The organism is Propionibacterium sp., from assembly GCF_047719395.1.
In the GTDB taxonomy this organism is placed as follows: Bacteria; Actinomycetota; Actinomycetes; order Propionibacteriales; family Propionibacteriaceae; genus Propionibacterium.
Genome location: NZ_JBDNTB010000059.1, coordinates 1 through 16,884, shown reverse-complemented (window position 1 = coordinate 16,884; position 16,884 = coordinate 1). Strand labels below are relative to the sequence as shown.

Below are 16,884 nucleotides of genomic sequence, written 5' to 3'. Positions count from 1 at the left end.
CCCCGCCACCCGCCGCCTCCCCCACGGCCGGCCCGCGAGCCTACCACCCACACCACCCCGCCCTCACCGCACACGGAGCCATCACCTCCGCCCCCCCCCCGCGGGGGGGGCGCCCCCCCCCCCCGTTTCCAGGCAGATGGCGCGCCGCACCTGGGCTGGCGCCGAGCGTGCTGCCCAGGACATGTGTGTGCCGGAATGTCCGAGCTATCCTGGCCGCGGCCCGGGGACGCTCCCGGTGACTGCTCCGGTGATTTTGTCCACTACTGGGTGTGATCCCCGGGGCCATTCCGAAGGCCGCTGCCAGCAGTTGCGCCGAAATTTCCGAAACCACAGATGATGAGAGTCAATCCATGGCTGAATCGCACAGCGAGGTCCTCGATACCGACGACGAGGACCTCGACCCGGATCTGACCCGGCCAGCACCGCAGTCATGGCGGGCACGCAATGCCATCGAGATGATCGTGAGTGGCGTGGTCGGCCTGTTCACCTCATTCGTACTGTCCATCGAGGCCTGGCGGCTGGCGTCGAATCCCGGGCTGCAGCTTGCCTGCGACGTGAACTCGGTGATCTCCTGCACGACTGTCGCCAATACCTGGCAGGCCAGGGTGCTGGGTTTCCCGAATGCCTTCCTGGGAATCCTTTTCGAGTCGGTGGTGCTCGCCATTTCGGTGGCGATCCTGTCAGGTGTGCACTTTCCGCGCTGGTACATGCTCGGAGTACAGGCGCTGTACACGATCGGCCTCGCCTTTGCCCTGTGGTTGTTCTTCGAGTCCTATTTCGTGATCCACGCGCTGTGCCCGTGGTGCCTGCTCATCACCTTGACCACCACGCTGGTCTGGGCCGGTCTCACCAGGATGAATGTGCGCGACTCGGTCATTCCGGCACCGCCGGGCGCACGCTGGTTCGTGGCATCAGGAAATGACTGGATCATCACCATTGCATTCCTGTTCATCCTGGCGATGCTCATCTTCGTGCGTTACGGCATCACCTTGCTGCGCTGAAGACGCGGGGGTCGTGGCTGCTCCACCCGGGGGTGTGCACGCGCCCGTGGCTGGGCTGCCTCACACGGTGCTTTCGGGCATGTCCCCGCCCCGGGCTGGTCCGGTTCAGACCACCCTGTGCAGCACGACGATCGGGTCGTCGTGCCACACGACCTGGTAGCTCACGCCACGCACGGTGGGATCCTTCAAAAAGTCATCGACCCAATGGTTCCTCTGGTTGTCGTAGCTGATGGTGTCCCGGTTGAGGACGATCCAGTCGGGATCCACTGCTTTTCCCATGTCGTCCACATAGCCGGGCGGACGCCACTGGGAAACCTCGGCGCGGCGGGTCAGATGGCTGGTCAGGTAGACATCGGACGCCACCCTCGCGCCGGCCGGGATGACCTGCTGGGCGGACTGGAAGGCGGGGCAGGCCCGGCCGCAGGGGCCCAGGCGCCAGTCATGCACGATCGGCCCGGTGGGGATGCTGACCAGTGCCACAAGAACCATGAATGGGATCGCGAATCGACGCCATCCGCGCACCACGACGGCTCTGATGCGCTGCCGAGCCGGGCCGTCCGGCGCTGATCCCTTCAGCACCGTGCCGGTCGCTTCGGCGCATGCGCGCAACCTGGGCCAGGCCTCGACGAATCCGTAGCAGACCACCAGCATGGGAAGGATATTGTAGTGGAAGTTCAGCGTCCAGTGCTGTGGATTCTTTGACAGGGCCCGCACCGCAAAGGGCCCCACGAAGGCCCACACCAAGGGCGACCAGAACAGCACGAAGGCACCTGCGGCGGCCACCACGACGGCTGTCCACAGCGTCTGGGCGGGGCCCCAGGCCGCATGGGTTGATGCATCGACGCCATTGACCGTGATGGCCGAGGCCGAGTCGAGATAGGCATAGGCGTGCGTGGGGCTGAAGTGGGGGATCACCCAGAAGACTGCCGCTGCGGTCCACGCCACGGCGAAGACGCCGAGCGCGAGCCCGCGCCACCACAGTCGCCGCACCAGCATGGCGATCGCGATGCCGCCCACCAGGAAGCAGGTGTCTTCCTTGACCAGCATCAGGGAGGCCGACCACCACCAGCAGGCGGTCCAGCGCCGCTGGACGAAGAAGCCCAGCGCCAGGGCCAGAAGCGGAAGTCCGAGGGCCACCTCGTGGAAGTCGAAGACGATGGCGCCCTGCACACCCAGGGCGCAGAACCAGGCCAGAGCCACGACCAGCCCTGTTCCCGCCCCGAGCCGGCGGATCGCCAGCCTGCCGACCATCCAGCCGGCCAGTGCCGTGCAGACCGCCTGGGCGATGAGCAGCATCCTCGGGTCGTCCCAGATCCAGTACAACGGCACCATGGTCAGGATGATCGGGTGGAAGTGATCCCCGAAGATCGACATGCCCGGTGATTTCAGCGGCACCAGACCGGGCTGGCCGGCCGCGAAGCTGCGGATCGCCTGGTCGAAGATCGTGAGGTCCATGCCGCTGCCCAGGCGGGCGAACTTCACGAGGGAGATGCCCAGATAGCCGGCGAGCGCCAGCACGCCCATCAGCACCAGGATGAGTTGATTGCGATCGTCCACCAGGAGCCGGCAACGCTCCACCATGGCTGCGATGCCGGCACGTGCCCTGCCTCCGGAAGGACTGGGCTGATCGGCTGTCGGGCTCACCAGGACAGCCTATTGCGTGCTCAGTGCGCCTCGGCGGCAGACGATCCTGCGGCCCTGCGGGTCAGCGGCAGGCCGAGGCCGAGTGTGATCGCCATGCAGATGCCCATCACCAGTGACATCGAATGCAGCGGGGGATGACCAATCCCCACCAGTGGCGAGACCACGCCCGCAACCAGGAACTGCGCCGCACCCATGATGCCCGAGCCTGTGCCCGACGCCTCGCCGTGCAGAGCATCCACGGCCAGCGCAGTGGCATTGCCCAGCAGTAGGCCGATTCCCGCCAGGGTAAGTGCCAGCAGCACCAGGACGATGGGCAGCGTCGCCCCCACGAAGCCGCAGATGACCAGCCCTGCAACCGTCACAGTCAGGATCCCAAGTCCCACCATCAGCAGGCTGCGGATCGCGAAGCGTCCCACCAGCCGCGCCGTGACCATCGAGACGATGGCCATGATGAGCGCATTGGTACCGAAGGTGATCGAATAGGCCAGCGTGCTCAGGCCGTACTCGCGCTGCAACACGAAGGGCGATGCAGAGATGTAGGAGAACATCACGCCGAAGCCCACGGCGAAGATGATCGAGTATCCGACGAACCAACGGTTCGCCACCACCCGGCGGGCATCGCGCAGCATCTGTGCCGGGCCTCCGGAGTGCCGCTTCTCGGGCGGCAGCGACTCGGGGACCACGAACAGCACCGCCAGCACCATGAGCAGGCAGAAGCAGGCGAGCACGATGAAGATGCCGCGCCAGCCGATCCAGGAACTGAGCACGCCGCCGAGCACCGGGGCGATCACCGGGGCGAGGCCCTGGATGGCCATCATGAGGGCGAATGCCTTCGCTGCGTCGCTGGTCTGTTCCAGATCGGCGACGACCGCGCGCGCCAGCGCGACACCTACTCCGCCCGAGGCACCCATGACCAGACGCAGCACGATGAGCCAGGTGACCGAGGGCGTCAGTGCGCAGGCGACCGCCATTACCCCGAAGAGGAGGCTGCCGATGATGAGAGGCACCCTGCGTCCTACTGAATCGGAGATCGGCCCGATGAACAGTTGACCCACGCCCATGCCGATCATGAACGCCGACAATGTCAGCTGAACGGCCGCGGCCGTGGTGTTCAGGTCCTGGGCCATCTTCACGAAGCTGGGCAGGTACATGTCGGTGCCCAGCGGTGCGGCGGCCGACAGCAGTGCCAGCGAGATGAGCAACGCTGGAGTCATCGAGGACTTGCCCGGGCCCGGCACAGGGACGTCATCTCCCGGCGTGGGTCCAGATCCTGGCGACAAGCTCTCTTCGGCTCCTTCGGACACAGCAGTACTCCAACCAAGATCAGGAAAGGCAAGAAATCGCCAGGCAGGCGTCGCGCCTCAGACGCAATTGACCCGACAGCTGGATTCTATGTTCACCCTGAGAAGATCCTGGACGATCCTCAGTCGGTGGTCCCGGTTGCGGGTGCAGGCACCCGGGAACACATGGCTGATCTGGTGGTGGCAGCGGTAATGGGGGAACGCTCTGCGGCTGAAATGACCCTTACGACGCTGCCGCGTCCCCCCGTCCAATGCCATTCGTGAAACCCGTCCTCGGCCCAGCAGTCCGATGGGCGCCGCGGAAGCCCATGTCGAGGGGCACCATGGAGTGATGGAGGACTTGCAACCAGCAGCGAGTGGCACACCGGTGTGCCTCGAGGGTCCCAGGCTGGTGCTGCGCGGGGTGGATCCTGCCGAGGCGGAGCTGCTCGCCGGGGGCGTGTGCCCGCTGCCCTGTGCACCTGACTATCCCCATGTCGACACCGGCGATGCGGCTCGCCTGCTGCGGCACAGCCTCGAGGTGGACAACTGGATCCCGGGTTTCGGGATGTATCTCATCGTGCGGCGCGATGACGGACTGGTGATCGGTGACATCGGCTTCCACACCCCGCCGGATGAAAGGGGCGCGGCCGAGGTGGCCTACGGCCTGGCCGTCTCAGGTCGCGGCCAGGGATATGCCACCGAGGCGTTGGCCGTGCTCACCGAGTGGGCGCATGGACACGGCTGTGCCACCGTGCTCGCCGAGGTGGACCCCGGAAACACCGCATCGCTGGCCGTGCTGGAGCACTGCGGCTACCGGCAGGTGCGATCGACCGGCCCAACGCTGCGGCTGCGCCACCAGTCATCCTGAGGTGGCTGCGCCGCGGGCGTCCCACCCGGCAGGGGGGGATTGTCGTGCGGACCCGATGGGCTGATTCACTACACTCGGGCTCACTATGACCACACCTGCTCGCACCCGCGTCGCTCCCTCCCCGACCGGTGACCCCCACGTCGGTACCGCATACATGGCTCTGTTCGACAAGGCCTGGGCAGCCAAGACGGGTGGCAGCTTCGTGCTGCGGATCGAGGACACCGACCGCAACCGGCTGGTCGAGGGCAGCGAGGAGCAGATCTACGAGACCCTCGAATGGCTGGGTCTGGGCCCTGACGAGTCACCCCAGAAGGGCGGCCCCTGCGGCCCCTACCGGCAGTCCGAACGTCTGGACACCTACAAGGCCGTGGTGGACACACTGATCGAGCAGGGTCACGCCTACTACTGCTGGTGCTCACCTGAGCGGCTGGCCGAGATGCGTGCCGAGAAGCAGGCCGAGAAGCAGGACACCCGTTACGACCGAATGTGCCTGGGCATGACCCGCGGGGAGCGTGCCGAGCTTCCCGGCTTCAGCGACAGGCCGGTGGTGCGTATGCGGATTCCCGACGATGCCCCCACCACCTTCCACGACCTGGTCCGTGGCGAGGTGAAGGCGCCCTTCCCCGACGACCAGGTGATCCTCAAGGCCGACGGTTTCCCCACCTATCACCTGGCGGTGGTGGTCGACGACCACATGATGGGTATCAACACCATCGTCCGCGGGGAGGAGTGGATCTCCTCCACGCCCAAGCACCTGCTGCTGTACAAGTGGCTGGGCTGGGAACCGCCGGCCTTCGCGCACATGCCGCTGCTGCGCAATGCCGACCACTCCAAGATCTCCAAGCGCAAGAACCCTGCCGCCAGGCTCATGTGGTTCAAGGAACAGGGCTACCTGCCCGAGGCCCTGCGCAACTTCCTCCAGCTGCTGGCCTACCCGCCGGTGGAGGGCGACCAGGAGGTGGAGAGCTTCGATACCTTCGTGAACGGTTTCGACTGGGGCCGCGTCAACACCGTCGGGCCGGTCTTCGACACCAAGAAGCTGGACTGGCTGAATGGCTATTACATCCGCGAGCTCTCCGACGACCAGTTGTCCGATCGGCTGCTGAGCTTCCTCGACGAAACTGGTCAGTGGGGCCCGGATCCCGATCCGGCGTGGCGGGAGCTGGTCAAGGCATCCACGCCGATGATCAAGCCGAGGCTGGTCAAACTCTCCGATGCCTGGGGCCAGATCGAGTTCCTCACGCTTCCCGACGACGCCATCGTGGTCGAGGAGGCCGCACGCAGGCAGCTGAAGGACAACAGCCCCGAAATCCTGGCTGAGTCCCGCACGGTGCTCGAAGGGCTCGATCCCTTCGCGGCAGACAACATCCAGGCTGCACTGCGCGCCCGGCTGGTCGACGAGTTGGGTATCAAGCCCCGCATCGCCTTCACCCCCTTGAGGGTCGCCACCAGCGGACGCAAGGTGAGCCCGCCGCTGTTCGAGACCTGCGAGATCCTCGGCCGGGACTCCGTGCTCGCCAGGATCGACGCCCTGGCCTCCACACTGTGATCGGGCGGGCGAGGGGCCAGGTGCGCCCACACCCTGGCACCCCGGATTTGTCCTGGAGCCCCCGACGTGGGATCATGGACAAGTTGCTCCGCGGAGGGTGTCTGTTTGCGCGCGGTGACGACCCAGAAGAGGTCGGCGCTGAGCGGATGGATCTCCTCCCGATGGGGATCACTGTGAAACCGAGGCACTGCCGATGGATTCACAGCGGTCCAACCGGTGACGGAAAGGGCACACGAGGCACGGCTGAGGCTGCGCCGCGAATGTCCTGGCCGTGAACGCCTCAGTCGAGGAATGCGCATGCATGCACGGCTGGCCGGCGTACGACACGCCCGACCTCGGGTACCGAGCAATAGTGGATTGACAAGGGGAATAGCGGCGAAAACTGCGAGTTTTCGAGGTTACTTCCTGAGTCGTGCAATGACGAGTGCTTCGTCGGCCTGCCGACGGAGCCGGACAGAGCTGCACCGGCTTGCCGGTACAGCCAGACAGATGGGAAAACCGTGGCGGGACAGAAGATCCGCATCAGGCTCCGTGCCTATGACCACGAGGTCATCGACTCGTCGGCGCGCAAGATCGTCGACACCGTCACCCGTACGGGTGCGAAGGTCGCCGGTCCGGTGCCTCTGCCGACCGAGAAGAACGTGTGGTGCGTCATTCGTTCACCCCACAAGTACAAGGACAGCCGTGAGCACTTCGAGATGCGCACCCACAAGCGGCTCATCGACATCCTCGACCCCACGCCGAAGACGGTTGATTCGCTGATGCGTCTCGACCTTCCCGCTGGTGTCGACATCGAAATCAAGCTTCCGTGAGGCTGTAGAACATGACTACCGAACGCAAAGTGAAGGGCCTGCTGGGCACGAAGCTCGGCATGACCCAGTTGTGGGATGAGAACAATCGTCTCGTCCCGGTGACGGTGATCCAGGCCGGTCCCTGCGTCGTGACGCAGGTGCGCACCCCTGACACCGATGGCTATTCCGCAGTGCAGCTCGGCTTCGGTGCCATTCGCGCCAAGTCCGTGACCAAGCCCGCGGCCGGTCAGTACGAGAAGGCCGGGGTCACCCCGCGTCGCTACCTCGTCGAGATCCGCACCACCGACGCCAGCGAGTACACGCTCGGCCAGGAACTGGGTGTCGACACCTTCACTCCCGCCGATGTCGTGGACGTCACCGGCGTGATGAAGGGCAAGGGAACAGCCGGTGTTGTCAAGCGGCACGGCTTCAAGGGCCTGCGTGCCAGCCATGGTGTGCATCGCAAGCACCGCGCACCCGGTGGCATCGGCGCATGCTCCACCCCGGGCCATGTCTTCAAGGGCCTGCGGATGGCCGGCCGGATGGGCAATGTGCGCAAGACCGTGCAGAACCTGCAGGTCGCCGGCGTGGATACCGAGCGGGGCCTGATCCTCGTGCGCGGCGCCATCCCCGGCAACAAGGGCGGGCTCGTGGTCGTGCGTTCCGCAGCCAAGAAGGGTGATGCCAAGTGAACGAGAACACCACGGTCGACGTCGTGGACGCCGCCGGCAAGAAGACCGGTTCGGTCGAGCTGCCGGGCGCGCTGTTCGACGTCCAGGCGAATGTGCCACTCATGCACCAGGTGGTCACCGCGCAGTTCGCGGCTGCCCGCCAGGGCACTCACGCAACCAAGACGCGCGGCAATGTCTCCGGCGGCGGCAAGAAGCCGTGGCGTCAGAAGGGCACCGGCCGCGCCCGTCAGGGTTCGATCCGCGCTCCGCAGTGGGCTGGCGGTGGCACCGTTCACGGGCCGCAGCCGCGCTCCTACTCCCAGCGCACCCCCAAGAAGATGGTCGCTGCGGCGCTGCGCGGAGCACTCTCCGATCGTGCTCGTGAGGGTCGCCTGCATGTCGTGGACGCCTTCGTCCCCGGCGAGGTGCCCAGCACCAAGTCGGCTGCCGCCGTGCTCAACGGGCTCGGTGACTACTCCAGGGTGATCGTCGTGCTGGACCGCTCCGAGGTCACCAGCTGGCTGAGCCTGCGGAATCTGGACGGCGTGCATGTGGTCAGCCAGGATCAGCTCAACACCTATGACGTGGTTGTTGCCGATGCCATCGCCTTCTCCACGGCGGGGCTGGACAGCTTCATCGCGGCGCACGCCGCCGACAAGCCGGTCACGGCTGCACAGGAGGACGCGAAGTGAGTGACTTCAAGATTCACGATCCGCACGATGTGCTCATCGCTCCGGTGGTGAGTGAGAAGAGCTACGGCCTGCTGGACGAGAACAAGTACACCTTCCTCGTCTCGCCGAACGCCAACAAGACCGAGATCCGTCATGCGGTGGAATCCGTGTTCGGGGTCAAGGTCGTGGGCGTGAACACGCTCAACCGTGCCGGCAAGAAGCGCCGCACGCGGTTCGGCATGGGCAAGCGCCCTGATACCAAGCGGGCCATCGTCACGCTGGCGCCGGACGACCACATCGACATTTTCGGGAACGCTCCGGTCGAGTGACCCGGGGCTGACGCGCAGACAAGGAACGAAGAAACCTCATGGCTATTCGTAAGTACAAGCCGACGACGCCGGGCCGGCGCGGCTCGAGTGTCGCCGACTTCGGTGAACTGACCCGGTCGACCCCCGAGAAGTCGCTGCTGTCCCCGAAGCCCAAGACCGGTGGACGCAACAACTCAGGGCGCATCACCACCCGTCACATCGGCGGTGGCCACAAGCAGTCCTACCGCCAGATCGATTTCAAGCGCTACGACAAGGACGGCATCCTCGCCACTGTCGCGCACATCGAATACGACCCCAACCGCACGGCTCGCATCGCGCTGCTGCACTACGCGGACGGAGAGAAGCGCTACATCATCGCTCCGCTGGGTCTCGTCCAGGGCGCGAAGGTGGAGGCCGGAGCAGAGGCCGACATCAAGCCCGGCAACAACCTGCCCCTCCGCAGTATCCCGGTCGGCACCCAGGTGCACGCCGTGGAGCTGCGCCCCGGCGGCGGCGCCAAGCTCGGCCGTTCCGCCGGTGCGGTGATCCAGCTGGTGGCCCGCGAGGGCAGATACGCCACGCTGCGCATGCCCTCGGGCGAAATGCGCATGGTGGACGTCCGCTGCCGCGCCACCATCGGAGCGGTCGGCAATGCCGAGTACTCCAACATCAACTGGGGCAAGGCCGGACGTGGTCGCTGGAAGGGTGTCCGGCCCACGGTCCGTGGCGTCGTGATGAACCCCGTCGACCACCCGCATGGTGGTGGCGAGGGCCGCACCTCCGGTGGCCGTCATCCGGTGAGCCCGTGGGGCAAGCCCGAGGGCCGCACCAGGAACAAGAAGAAGGCCAGCAGCCAGATGATCGTCCGTCGCCGCAAGTCCGGCAAGAAGCGCTGAGTGGGAGCCAGGAGATAATGCCTCGCAGCTTGAAGAAGGGTCCGTTCGTCGACGAGAGCCTGCAGAAGAAGGTCGATCTGCAGAACGAGAACGGCACCAAGAACGTCATCAAGACGTGGTCGCGGCGCTCGATGGTGACTCCCGACATGCTCGGCCACACCATCGCGGTGCACGACGGCCGCAAGCACGTCCCGGTGTTCGTCACCGAGGGCATGATCGGCCACAAGCTCGGTGAGTTCGCGCCTACGCGCACTTTCCGGGGCCACGTGAAGGACGACAAGAAGGCCCGCCGGCGCTGAGACGCGGCAGAGAAGGAATGAATTCGATGAGCACAAAGAATGAGCGGCCAAGCCGCCGCATTGCCCTGCTCGGGGATCGTCCTGGCTCGTACGCCATCGCGCGTCACGTCCGGATGACCCCCCAGAAGGTGCGCCGCGTCGCCGACATGGTGCGCGGAATGGACGCAAACCTCGCACTGGCCACCCTGCTGTATGCCCCCCAGGCCGCCAGCGAACCGGTGCGCAAGGTGATCGAGAGCGCCGTCGCCAACGCCGAGAACACCGAGGGCCTGCGCTCCGGTCAGCTCTACGTGAGCCAGATCTTCGTGGACGAGGGTGTCACCATGCGCCGCATCCGCGCTCGCGCCAAGGGCTCGGCCAGCCGCATCCTCAAGCGTTCCAGCCACATCACCGCCGTCGTGGAGCCCAAGCCGGTCCCGCAGGCCACGGCGAAGCCCGAGACGACCACCACCGAAGCCATGAAGGAGGCCTGAGCGTGGGACAGAAAATCAACCCGAACGGCTTCCGTCTGGGTGTCACCAGTGATCACGTGTCACGTTGGTATGCCGAGAAGCAGTACGCCGACCTGGTGAACGAGGATGACAAGATCCGCAAGTGGATCTTCAAGAACCTCGAGCGCGCCGGCATCAGCTCCGTTGAGATCGAGCGTCGCAGCGAGCGCCTGACGATCTTCCTGTACGCGGCGCGTCCCGGGATCGTCATCGGCCGCAACGGTGCCGAGGCGGAGCGGGTCCGCACCGAGCTGGAGAAACTCAGCGGCAAGCAGATCCAGCTGAACATCCTCGAGGTCAAGGATCCCGAGACCGATGCGCAGCTGGTCGCCCAGGGCATCGCCGAGCAGCTCAGCGCCCGCGTGGCCTTCCGCCGCGCAATGCGCAAGGCCCAGCAGACCGCCATGCGTTCCGGTGCCAAGGGCATCCGCATCAAGTGCTCCGGGCGTCTGGGCGGGGCCGAGATGAGCCGCTCCGAGGGTTACCGCGAGGGCCGCGTGCCCCTGCACACCCTGCGCGCAGACATTGACTACGGCTTCTACGAGGCCCGTACCACCTTCGGCCGGATCGGCGTGAAGGTCTGGATCTACAAGGGCGATGTCACCGGCACCCGGGCCGAGCGCGCTGCCCAGAAGGCAGCCCGCCAGGCCGCCCCGGGCCGGCAGCGCTCCAACCGCCGCCCCGGCCGTGGCGAGCGCGGCGGTCGCCGTCGTGCCGATGCCGCACGTGAGCAGGCGCCCCGCGGGTCCGCCGCTGCAGCGCCGGAGGCACCCGCCACCGAGAACGCAGGAGCCTGAGCATGCTTATTCCACGCCGTGTGAAGTACCGCAAGCAGCACCACCCGAACCGTCGCGGCCAGGCCAAGGGCGGCACACAGCTCGCCTTCGGCGAGTACGGGATCCAGGCGCTGCAGGCGGCCTACATGACCAACCGTCAGATCGAGGCCGCACGTATCGCCATGACCCGCTACATCAAGCGTGGCGGCAAGGTCTGGATCAATGTCTACCCCGACCGCCCGCTGACCAAGCACCCGGCTGAATCCCGGATGGGTTCCGGCAAGGGCTCCCCGGAGTTCTGGGTCGTCAACGTCAAGCCGGGCAGGGTGCTCTTCGAGCTCTCTGGCGTCACCGACGAGATCGCCCACGAGGCCCTCCGCCTGGCCATCCACAAGCTGCCTTTCAAGGCACGCATCATCTCGCGTGAAGCAGGTGAGAACTGACATGGCAAACACCAAGAGTGTCAAAGCCGCCGATCTGCGCGCCCTTCCGCGCACCGAGCTCAACGCCAAGGTGGTTGAGCTGAAGGAAGAGCTGTTCGCACTGCGCTTCCAGGCCGCCACCGGCCAGCTGGAGAACAGCGGGCGTCTGCGTGAGGTGCGCAAGGACATCGCGCGCATCTACACCGTGTTGCAGGAGCGCAATTTGGGCATCATCGACGACCCGGATCGTGAAGAGGAGGCCGAGGCATGAGCCAGAGCGAAGAGACCGTGAAGCGCGCCGGGCGCAAGGTCCGCGAAGGAATTGTGGCTTCGGCGAAGATGGACAAGACCATCGTCGTCACCGTCGAGGACCGTGTGAAGCACGGCCTGTACGGCAAGGTCATGACCAAGAGCGTGCGATTCAAGGCGCATGACGAGAAGAACGAGGCCGGCGAGGGCGACCGCGTGCGCATCATGGAGACGCGTCCGCTGTCCGCCACCAAGCGCTGGCGTCTGCTGAGCATCGTGGAGAAGGCCAAGTAGGCCTGGCCGCACACCGGTGCAGAAACGTTCCGGCTTCATCCGCGATGGTGAGGCCGGCCCACCCCCTGGCAGAATCCAGGGGTCAACAACAAGTTCGGCAAGGCCCTGGGGGAAATTCCGGGGAACCGGTCGGGCAGAGGAGAAGAAATGATCCAGCAGGAGACGCGGCTGAAGGTCGCCGACAACACTGGTGCCAAGGAGCTCTTGTGCATCCGTGTGCTCGGTGGATCCAAGCGTCGCTACGCCGGGCTCGGTGACACCATCGTGTGCGCCGTGAAGGATGCCATCCCCGGTGGCAACGTGAAGAAGGGTGAAGTCGTCAAGGCCGTCGTCGTGCGCACTGTGAAGTCGCACCGCCGGGTTGACGGCTCCTACATCAAGTTCGACGAGAATGCCGCCGTCATCCTCGGTTCCACGGCCGGCGAACCGCGCGGCACACGCATCTTCGGGCCGGTCGCCCGTGAGCTGCGCGACAAGCGCTTCATGCGCATCATCTCGCTTGCTCCGGAGGTGATCTGAGATGGCGAAGCCCAAGCTCAAGAAGGGTGATCGCGTCAAGGTGATCGCCGGCAAGGACAAGGGTGCGGTCGGAGAGATCATTGCCGTGCACAATGACTCCGAGCGCGTCACCGTGCAGGGCGTGAACATCGTCAAGCACCACACGCGCGACACCGGTGATCCGAACACCGGCCGTCAGACCAAGGGCGGGATCATCGCCTCCGAGGCCTCGATCCACGTGTCCAATGTGCAGCTGATCGTCAAGGTGGGGGAGAAGGAAGTTCTCACCCGCCTGGGCAGCGAGCGCGCCACCGTCACCAAGCAGCGCTCCGACGGCTCGGAGTACGAGGGCACCCGCGGCACCCGCGTGGCCCGCAAGACCGGGGAGGAGATCTGATGGCCAGGAATCCGAATGCCGGCCTCAAGGTCGAGGAGGTCGTCCAGGCAACGGCCAGGGAAACCCCGCGCCTGAAGCAGAAGTACCGCGACGAGATCGTCAAGGCCCTTCACGACGAGTTCCACTACGACAACCCGATGAAGATCCCCGGTCTGACCAAGATCGTGGTGAACATGGGTGTCGGCGAGGCGGCTCATGACTCGAAGGTGCTCGATGGTGCGGTGAAGGACCTCACTGCGATCACCGGCCAGAAGCCGCAGGTCACCGCGGCGCGCAAGTCGATCGCTCAGTTCCATCTGCGCGAGGGCCAGGCCATCGGCTGCCATGTGACGCTTCGTGGCGATCGGATGTGGGAGTTCGCGGACCGGCTGCTCAGCCTCGCACTGCCCCGCATCCGCGACTTCCGCGGGCTCAGCGCCCACCAGTTCGACGGTCACGGCAACTACACCTTCGGCCTCACCGAGCAGGTCATGTTCCTCGAAATCGATCCGGACCGGATTGACCGTGTTCGTGGCATGGACATCACCTTCGTGACGACCGCAACCAACGACGCCGAGGGCAAGGCCTTGTTGACGCATCTAGGTTTCCCGTTCAAGCGGACCGACGATGTGAAGAAAACCAAGAAGCGCGCATCCCAGGGCTACGGAAAGTAAGGATCTCAGATGGCAAAGACCGCATTGAAGGTCAAGCAGGCCCGCGGTTCCAAGTTCCCCGTTCGCAACTACACCCGCTGCCGCCGTTGCGGACGCTCCCGCTCCGTGTATCGCAAGTTCGGCCTGTGCAGGATTTGCCTCCGCGAGCTCGCCCATGACGGCGCGTTGCCAGGTGTGACCAAGTCGTCCTGGTGAGAGTCGCCTGCCGACCTCGTCCATGTCACCGGAACAGGCTCGGCTGGCAGCTCCACAGGGGACGGAACGCAGGTGCTTTCGTCCCGACCACCGTCCGGCGGAGCCCAGGCATCCCGGCACGGTGACAACAACATCGAACGCAGCAGGTCCGAGTGGAATCGGAAACCGCTGTGAGAAAGAGGCTACGAAGCCATGACAATGACTGACCCGATCGCAGACATGCTGACTCGTCTGCGGAATGCCAATCAGGCATTCCACGACGAGACCAACATGCCCAGCTCCAAGATCAAGACGCGGATCGCCGAGATCTTGAAGCAGGAGGGCTACATCGCCGACTACACGGTGATAGAGCCGAAGGCCGATGAGGTGGGCAAGACCCTCTCCATCACCCTCAAGTACGGTGACGACCGCAAGCGCTCCATCGCGGGCGTGCGGCGCATCAGCAAGCCCGGTCTGCGCGTCTACGCGAAGTCGAACCAGCTCCCGAAGGTTCTGGGAGGCATGGGCATTGCCATCATCTCGACGTCGCAGGGCCTGATGACAGACAAGCAGGCACATCTGAAGTCCGTGGGCGGCGAAGTGCTCGCCTACGTCTGGTGAACACGGCGAGACAGCTAAGGAGATTCTGAAATGTCACGAATTGGCAGGCTGCCCATCGCCGTCCCCACGGGTGTCGACGTGATGATCGATGGCCAGGAGGTCAAGGTGAAGGGCCCCAAGGGCACCTTGAGCCGGACGCTTCCCGAGCCCATCACCATCGGCAAGAACGAGGAGGGCGAACTCGTCCTGGCCCGTCCCGATGACGAGCGCGTCAGCAAGTCGCTGCACGGCCTGAGCCGCGCCTTGGTCGCCAACATGGTGACCGGCGTCACCGAGGGTTACCAGAAGCATCTCGAGATCGTCGGTGTCGGCTACCGCGTGGTGCCGAAGGGGCCGACCCAGCTGGAGTTCGCGCTGGGCTTCTCGCATCCGGTCATCGTCGATGCCCCGGAAGGCGTCACCTTCGAGGTGAAGACCCAGACCAGTTTCACGGTGAAGGGCATCGACAAGCAGGTCGTCGGTGAGGTCGCCGCGAACATCCGCAAGATCCGTAAGCCCGAGCCCTACAAGGGCAAGGGTGTTCGCTATGAAGGCGAGCACGTCCGCCGCAAGGTCGGAAAGGCTGGTAAGTAATCATGGCGATCAACATCAACCACCAGAAGCACCTGTCCCCGCGGAAGGCATCGCAGCTGCGTCGCCAGAAGCGTGGACGCAAGAAGATCTTCGGTTACCCCGAGCGCCCGCGCCTGGTGGTCACCAAGAGCGCGCGTCACATGGTCGCCCAGGTGATCGACGATGTGGCCGGTGCGACGCTGGCCTCGGCGTCCACCATGGAGGCCGATCTGCGTGTCATGACTGGCGACAAGACCGAGAAGGCAGAGAAGGTCGGCGAGCTGGTGGCCGAGCGTGCGAAGAAGGCCGGCATCGAGCAGGTCGTCTTCGACAGGGCAGGAAATCAGTACCACGGGCGGGTCGCGGCAGTTGCCGATGGTGCCCGCAAGGCCGGTCTCGGTCTGTGACGACGGAAAGGTAAGGACAGGCGATGAACACATCCCAGCGCCGCGGAAGCGGCCCGGGCAACGAGCGTCGCGGCCGTGATGACCGTCGTGGCCGTGACAGGCAGGACGATCGTTCCAGGGACCAGTATCTGGAGCGGGTCGTCACCATCAACCGGGTGGCCAAGGTGGTTCAGGGCGGCCGCCGCTTCAGCTTCACCGCGCTCGTCGTGGTGGGCGACGGCAATGGCACAGTGGGTGTCGGTTACGGCAAGGCCAAGGAGGTGCCCGCGGCAATCGCCAAGGGTGTCGAGGAGGCCAAGAAGCATTTCTTCAAGGTGCCGATGATCCAGCGCACCATTCCGCACCCGGTGCAGGGAGAGAAGGCAGCAGGCGTCGTCATGCTGCGTCCGGCATCCCCCGGTACCGGCGTCATCGCCGGTGGTTCGGTGCGCGCCGTGCTGGAGTGCGCCGGCATCCAGGACGTGCTGGCGAAGTCTCTGGGTTCTGCGAATTCGATCAATGTGGTACATGCCACGGTCGAGGCCCTGCAGATGCTGGAGGCTCCCGAGCAGGTGGCGAAGCGCCGCGGTATGTCCGTCGAGGATGTCACCCCGGCTGCCATCCTGCGGGCGCGTCATGAGGCGGAGGTCACAGCCTGATGCCTCAGTTGAAGATCACTCAGACGAAGTCCACCGTGGGCGAGAAGCCGTCGGTCCGCGCGACCGTCAAGGCTCTCGGCCTCAAGCGCATCGGTGACTCGGTGACCCAGGAAGACCGCCCCGAGATTCGCGGCATGGTCCACTCGGCCCGTCACCTGGTCTCCGTGGAAGAGGTGAAGTGAACATGGTCATCAAGGTCCACCATCTGCGTCCCGCTCCCGGGGCGAAGCGTGATCGTTACCGCGTCGGCCGTGGTGAGGCAGGCAAGCGCGGCAAGACCGCCGGCCGCGGCACGAAGGGCACGGGCGCACGCAAGAACGTGCCCGAGAACTTCGAGGGCGGCCAGATGCCGCTGCACATGCGCCTGCCGAAGCTGCGCGGTTTCCAGAATCCCTACAAGGTGACCTACCAGGTCGTCAATGTGGCCCAGCTCGGGGAGCTCTTCCCCGAGGGCGGTGCGGTCAGCGCGGAGCAGCTGGTTGCTGCCGGCGCGGTGCGCAAGGGCCAGCCGGTGAAGGTGCTCGGCAACGGCGAGCTGAGCGTGGCCCTCCAGGTCACCGCTGACGCCGTGAGCGCCTCTGCCAGGGAGAAGATCGAGAAGGCGGGTGGCACCGTCACAACCGTGTGACCTGCCTGCCGGAGACACGCGGGGGGGGGGGGGGCCGCCCCGGCGGGCGCCCCCCGCGCGGGGGGGGGGGGGGGGGGGGGGGGAGGGACGGCGAGCCGGCGGG

The 16,884-nt window shown here is 65.6% G+C and carries 26 protein-coding genes; 24 read left to right on the top strand and 2 right to left on the bottom strand.

Going from position 1 to position 16,884, the window contains the following annotated elements:
- Positions 1–350: 350 nt before the first annotated feature.
- Entirely contained in the window at positions 351–1,001 is a 651-nt protein-coding gene (locus ABF648_RS10210; protein WP_415632172.1) for a vitamin K epoxide reductase family protein, read from the top strand.
- 105 nt (positions 1,002–1,106) lie between these two features.
- Here the strand turns inward: ABF648_RS10210 and ABF648_RS10205 are convergent, their stop codons facing one another.
- Both ABF648_RS10205 and ABF648_RS10200 read right to left on the bottom strand, forming a co-directional pair.
- The gene (locus ABF648_RS10205; protein WP_415632171.1) at positions 1,107–2,645 is read right to left on the bottom strand and encodes a DUF2079 domain-containing protein; all 1,539 of its coding nucleotides are present in this window, start codon (positions 2,643–2,645) and stop codon (positions 1,107–1,109) included.
- Between the two features lie 20 nt (positions 2,646–2,665).
- Entirely contained in the window at positions 2,666–3,859 is a 1,194-nt protein-coding gene (locus ABF648_RS10200; RefSeq protein WP_415632170.1) for a multidrug effflux MFS transporter, read from the bottom strand.
- Between the two features lie 418 nt (positions 3,860–4,277).
- On the opposite strand from ABF648_RS10200, the gene ABF648_RS10195 reads away from it, so the two are divergent.
- The 23 genes from ABF648_RS10195 to rplO all read left to right on the top strand — a co-directional run bounded on the left by ABF648_RS10195 (position 4,278) and on the right by rplO (position 16,781).
- Positions 4,278–4,796, top strand: a complete 519-nt coding sequence (locus ABF648_RS10195) for a GNAT family N-acetyltransferase (RefSeq protein WP_415632169.1) — start codon at positions 4,278–4,280, stop codon at positions 4,794–4,796.
- A gap of 154 nt (positions 4,797–4,950) precedes the next feature.
- Positions 4,951–6,345 (top strand): glutamate--tRNA ligase, encoded by a 1,395-nt coding sequence (gene gltX, locus ABF648_RS10190; RefSeq protein WP_415632173.1) that lies wholly within the window; start codon positions 4,951–4,953, stop codon positions 6,343–6,345.
- Positions 6,346–6,845: 500 nt separating this feature from the next.
- Positions 6,846–7,157: a 30S ribosomal protein S10 gene (gene rpsJ / locus ABF648_RS10185; RefSeq protein WP_016668002.1), complete on the top strand. Its 312-nt coding sequence runs from the start codon at positions 6,846–6,848 to the stop codon at positions 7,155–7,157.
- Positions 7,158–7,168: 11 nt separating this feature from the next.
- Entirely contained in the window at positions 7,169–7,828 is a 660-nt protein-coding gene (rplC, locus tag ABF648_RS10180) for a 50S ribosomal protein L3 (RefSeq protein WP_415632168.1), read from the top strand.
- Positions 7,825–8,499, top strand: a complete 675-nt coding sequence (rplD, locus tag ABF648_RS10175) for a 50S ribosomal protein L4 (RefSeq protein ID WP_415632167.1) — start codon at positions 7,825–7,827, stop codon at positions 8,497–8,499. The genes rplC and rplD overlap by 4 nt, the downstream gene beginning before the upstream one ends.
- A complete protein-coding gene (rplW, locus tag ABF648_RS10170) occupies positions 8,496–8,807 on the top strand; it encodes a 50S ribosomal protein L23 (protein WP_415632166.1) in 312 nt (103 codons plus the stop codon). Before rplD ends, rplW begins: the two co-directional genes overlap by 4 nt.
- A 38-nt stretch (positions 8,808–8,845) precedes the next feature.
- A complete protein-coding gene (rplB, locus tag ABF648_RS10165; RefSeq protein WP_415632165.1) occupies positions 8,846–9,682 on the top strand; it encodes a 50S ribosomal protein L2 in 837 nt (278 codons plus the stop codon).
- A gap of 17 nt (positions 9,683–9,699) precedes the next feature.
- Positions 9,700–9,981 carry a 30S ribosomal protein S19 gene (gene rpsS / locus ABF648_RS10160; RefSeq protein WP_415632164.1) on the top strand — a complete coding sequence of 94 codons (282 nt, stop codon included), beginning with the start codon at positions 9,700–9,702 and terminating at the stop codon, positions 9,979–9,981.
- Positions 9,982–10,007: 26 nt separating this feature from the next.
- Positions 10,008–10,454, top strand: coding sequence for a 50S ribosomal protein L22 (rplV, locus tag ABF648_RS10155; RefSeq protein WP_415632163.1), 447 nt, complete (start codon positions 10,008–10,010; stop codon positions 10,452–10,454).
- A gap of 2 nt (positions 10,455–10,456) precedes the next feature.
- Entirely contained in the window at positions 10,457–11,269 is an 813-nt protein-coding gene (gene rpsC / locus ABF648_RS10150; protein ID WP_415632162.1) for a 30S ribosomal protein S3, read from the top strand.
- 2 nt (positions 11,270–11,271) lie between these two features.
- Positions 11,272–11,691 carry a 50S ribosomal protein L16 gene (gene rplP / locus ABF648_RS10145; RefSeq protein ID WP_415632161.1) on the top strand — a complete coding sequence of 140 codons (420 nt, stop codon included), beginning with the start codon at positions 11,272–11,274 and terminating at the stop codon, positions 11,689–11,691.
- Position 11,692: 1 nt separating this feature from the next.
- Complete coding sequence (rpmC, locus tag ABF648_RS10140) at positions 11,693–11,941, top strand: 50S ribosomal protein L29 (RefSeq protein WP_415632160.1); 249 nt, start codon at positions 11,693–11,695, stop codon at positions 11,939–11,941.
- On the top strand, positions 11,938–12,213 hold the full coding sequence (rpsQ, locus tag ABF648_RS10135; RefSeq protein ID WP_415632159.1) for a 30S ribosomal protein S17: 276 nt from the start codon (positions 11,938–11,940) through the stop codon (positions 12,211–12,213). The genes rpmC and rpsQ overlap by 4 nt, the downstream gene beginning before the upstream one ends.
- A 147-nt stretch (positions 12,214–12,360) precedes the next feature.
- Entirely contained in the window at positions 12,361–12,732 is a 372-nt protein-coding gene (gene rplN, locus ABF648_RS10130) for a 50S ribosomal protein L14 (RefSeq protein WP_415632158.1), read from the top strand.
- A gap of 1 nt (position 12,733) precedes the next feature.
- A complete protein-coding gene (gene rplX, locus ABF648_RS10125) occupies positions 12,734–13,108 on the top strand; it encodes a 50S ribosomal protein L24 (RefSeq protein ID WP_415632157.1) in 375 nt (124 codons plus the stop codon).
- The gene (gene rplE / locus ABF648_RS10120) at positions 13,108–13,761 is read left to right on the top strand and encodes a 50S ribosomal protein L5 (RefSeq protein ID WP_415632156.1); all 654 of its coding nucleotides are present in this window, start codon (positions 13,108–13,110) and stop codon (positions 13,759–13,761) included. The genes rplX and rplE overlap by 1 nt, the downstream gene beginning before the upstream one ends.
- Positions 13,762–13,770: 9 nt before the next feature.
- Positions 13,771–13,956 (top strand): type Z 30S ribosomal protein S14, encoded by a 186-nt coding sequence (locus tag ABF648_RS10115; protein WP_415632155.1) that lies wholly within the window; start codon positions 13,771–13,773, stop codon positions 13,954–13,956.
- Positions 13,957–14,148: 192 nt separating this feature from the next.
- Positions 14,149–14,556 carry a 30S ribosomal protein S8 gene (gene rpsH, locus ABF648_RS10110; protein WP_415632154.1) on the top strand — a complete coding sequence of 136 codons (408 nt, stop codon included), beginning with the start codon at positions 14,149–14,151 and terminating at the stop codon, positions 14,554–14,556.
- Positions 14,557–14,586: 30 nt separating this feature from the next.
- Positions 14,587–15,129 carry a 50S ribosomal protein L6 gene (gene rplF, locus ABF648_RS10105; RefSeq protein WP_415632153.1) on the top strand — a complete coding sequence of 181 codons (543 nt, stop codon included), beginning with the start codon at positions 14,587–14,589 and terminating at the stop codon, positions 15,127–15,129.
- A 2-nt stretch (positions 15,130–15,131) separates the two neighbouring features.
- A complete protein-coding gene (gene rplR / locus ABF648_RS10100) occupies positions 15,132–15,515 on the top strand; it encodes a 50S ribosomal protein L18 (RefSeq protein ID WP_415632152.1) in 384 nt (127 codons plus the stop codon).
- A 23-nt stretch (positions 15,516–15,538) separates the two neighbouring features.
- On the top strand, positions 15,539–16,153 hold the full coding sequence (gene rpsE, locus ABF648_RS10095; RefSeq protein ID WP_415632151.1) for a 30S ribosomal protein S5: 615 nt from the start codon (positions 15,539–15,541) through the stop codon (positions 16,151–16,153).
- On the top strand, positions 16,153–16,335 hold the full coding sequence (gene rpmD, locus ABF648_RS10090; RefSeq protein WP_415632150.1) for a 50S ribosomal protein L30: 183 nt from the start codon (positions 16,153–16,155) through the stop codon (positions 16,333–16,335). The genes rpsE and rpmD overlap by 1 nt, the downstream gene beginning before the upstream one ends.
- Positions 16,336–16,337: 2 nt before the next feature.
- Complete coding sequence (gene rplO / locus ABF648_RS10085; RefSeq protein WP_415632149.1) at positions 16,338–16,781, top strand: 50S ribosomal protein L15; 444 nt, start codon at positions 16,338–16,340, stop codon at positions 16,779–16,781.
- Positions 16,782–16,884 lie beyond the last annotated feature (103 nt).

Bases quoted from the DNA above. Each gene is read 5' to 3' on its own strand.
- rplN (WP_415632158.1), top strand. From the start codon at position 12,361: ATGATCCAGCAGGAGACGCGGCTGAAGGTCGCCGACAACACTGGTGCC.
- rpsH (WP_415632154.1), top strand. From the start codon at position 14,149: ATGACAATGACTGACCCGATCGCAGACATGCTGACTCGTCTGCGGAAT.
- rplE (WP_415632156.1), top strand. From the start codon at position 13,108: ATGGCCAGGAATCCGAATGCCGGCCTCAAGGTCGAGGAGGTCGTCCAG.
- gltX (WP_415632173.1), top strand. From the start codon at position 4,951: ATGGCTCTGTTCGACAAGGCCTGGGCAGCCAAGACGGGTGGCAGCTTC.
- rplV (WP_415632163.1), top strand. From the start codon at position 10,008: ATGAGCACAAAGAATGAGCGGCCAAGCCGCCGCATTGCCCTGCTCGGG.
- rplB (WP_415632165.1), top strand. From the start codon at position 8,846: ATGGCTATTCGTAAGTACAAGCCGACGACGCCGGGCCGGCGCGGCTCG.
- rplX (WP_415632157.1), top strand. From the start codon at position 12,734: ATGGCGAAGCCCAAGCTCAAGAAGGGTGATCGCGTCAAGGTGATCGCC.
- ABF648_RS10115 (WP_415632155.1), top strand. From the start codon at position 13,771: ATGGCAAAGACCGCATTGAAGGTCAAGCAGGCCCGCGGTTCCAAGTTC.
- rpmD (WP_415632150.1), top strand. From the start codon at position 16,153: ATGCCTCAGTTGAAGATCACTCAGACGAAGTCCACCGTGGGCGAGAAG.
- rplP (WP_415632161.1), top strand. From the start codon at position 11,272: ATGCTTATTCCACGCCGTGTGAAGTACCGCAAGCAGCACCACCCGAAC.
- rpsQ (WP_415632159.1), top strand. From the start codon at position 11,938: ATGAGCCAGAGCGAAGAGACCGTGAAGCGCGCCGGGCGCAAGGTCCGC.
- ABF648_RS10195 (WP_415632169.1), top strand. From the start codon at position 4,278: ATGGAGGACTTGCAACCAGCAGCGAGTGGCACACCGGTGTGCCTCGAG.
- rplR (WP_415632152.1), top strand. From the start codon at position 15,132: ATGGCGATCAACATCAACCACCAGAAGCACCTGTCCCCGCGGAAGGCA.
- rpsE (WP_415632151.1), top strand. From the start codon at position 15,539: ATGAACACATCCCAGCGCCGCGGAAGCGGCCCGGGCAACGAGCGTCGC.
- rplF (WP_415632153.1), top strand. From the start codon at position 14,587: ATGTCACGAATTGGCAGGCTGCCCATCGCCGTCCCCACGGGTGTCGAC.
- ABF648_RS10200 (WP_415632170.1), bottom strand. From the start codon at position 3,859: ATGACTCCAGCGTTGCTCATCTCGCTGGCACTGCTGTCGGCCGCCGCA.
- ABF648_RS10210 (WP_415632172.1), top strand. From the start codon at position 351: ATGGCTGAATCGCACAGCGAGGTCCTCGATACCGACGACGAGGACCTC.
- rpsS (WP_415632164.1), top strand. From the start codon at position 9,700: ATGCCTCGCAGCTTGAAGAAGGGTCCGTTCGTCGACGAGAGCCTGCAG.
- rplC (WP_415632168.1), top strand. From the start codon at position 7,169: ATGACTACCGAACGCAAAGTGAAGGGCCTGCTGGGCACGAAGCTCGGC.
- rpmC (WP_415632160.1), top strand. From the start codon at position 11,693: ATGGCAAACACCAAGAGTGTCAAAGCCGCCGATCTGCGCGCCCTTCCG.
- rplO (WP_415632149.1), top strand. From the start codon at position 16,338: ATGGTCATCAAGGTCCACCATCTGCGTCCCGCTCCCGGGGCGAAGCGT.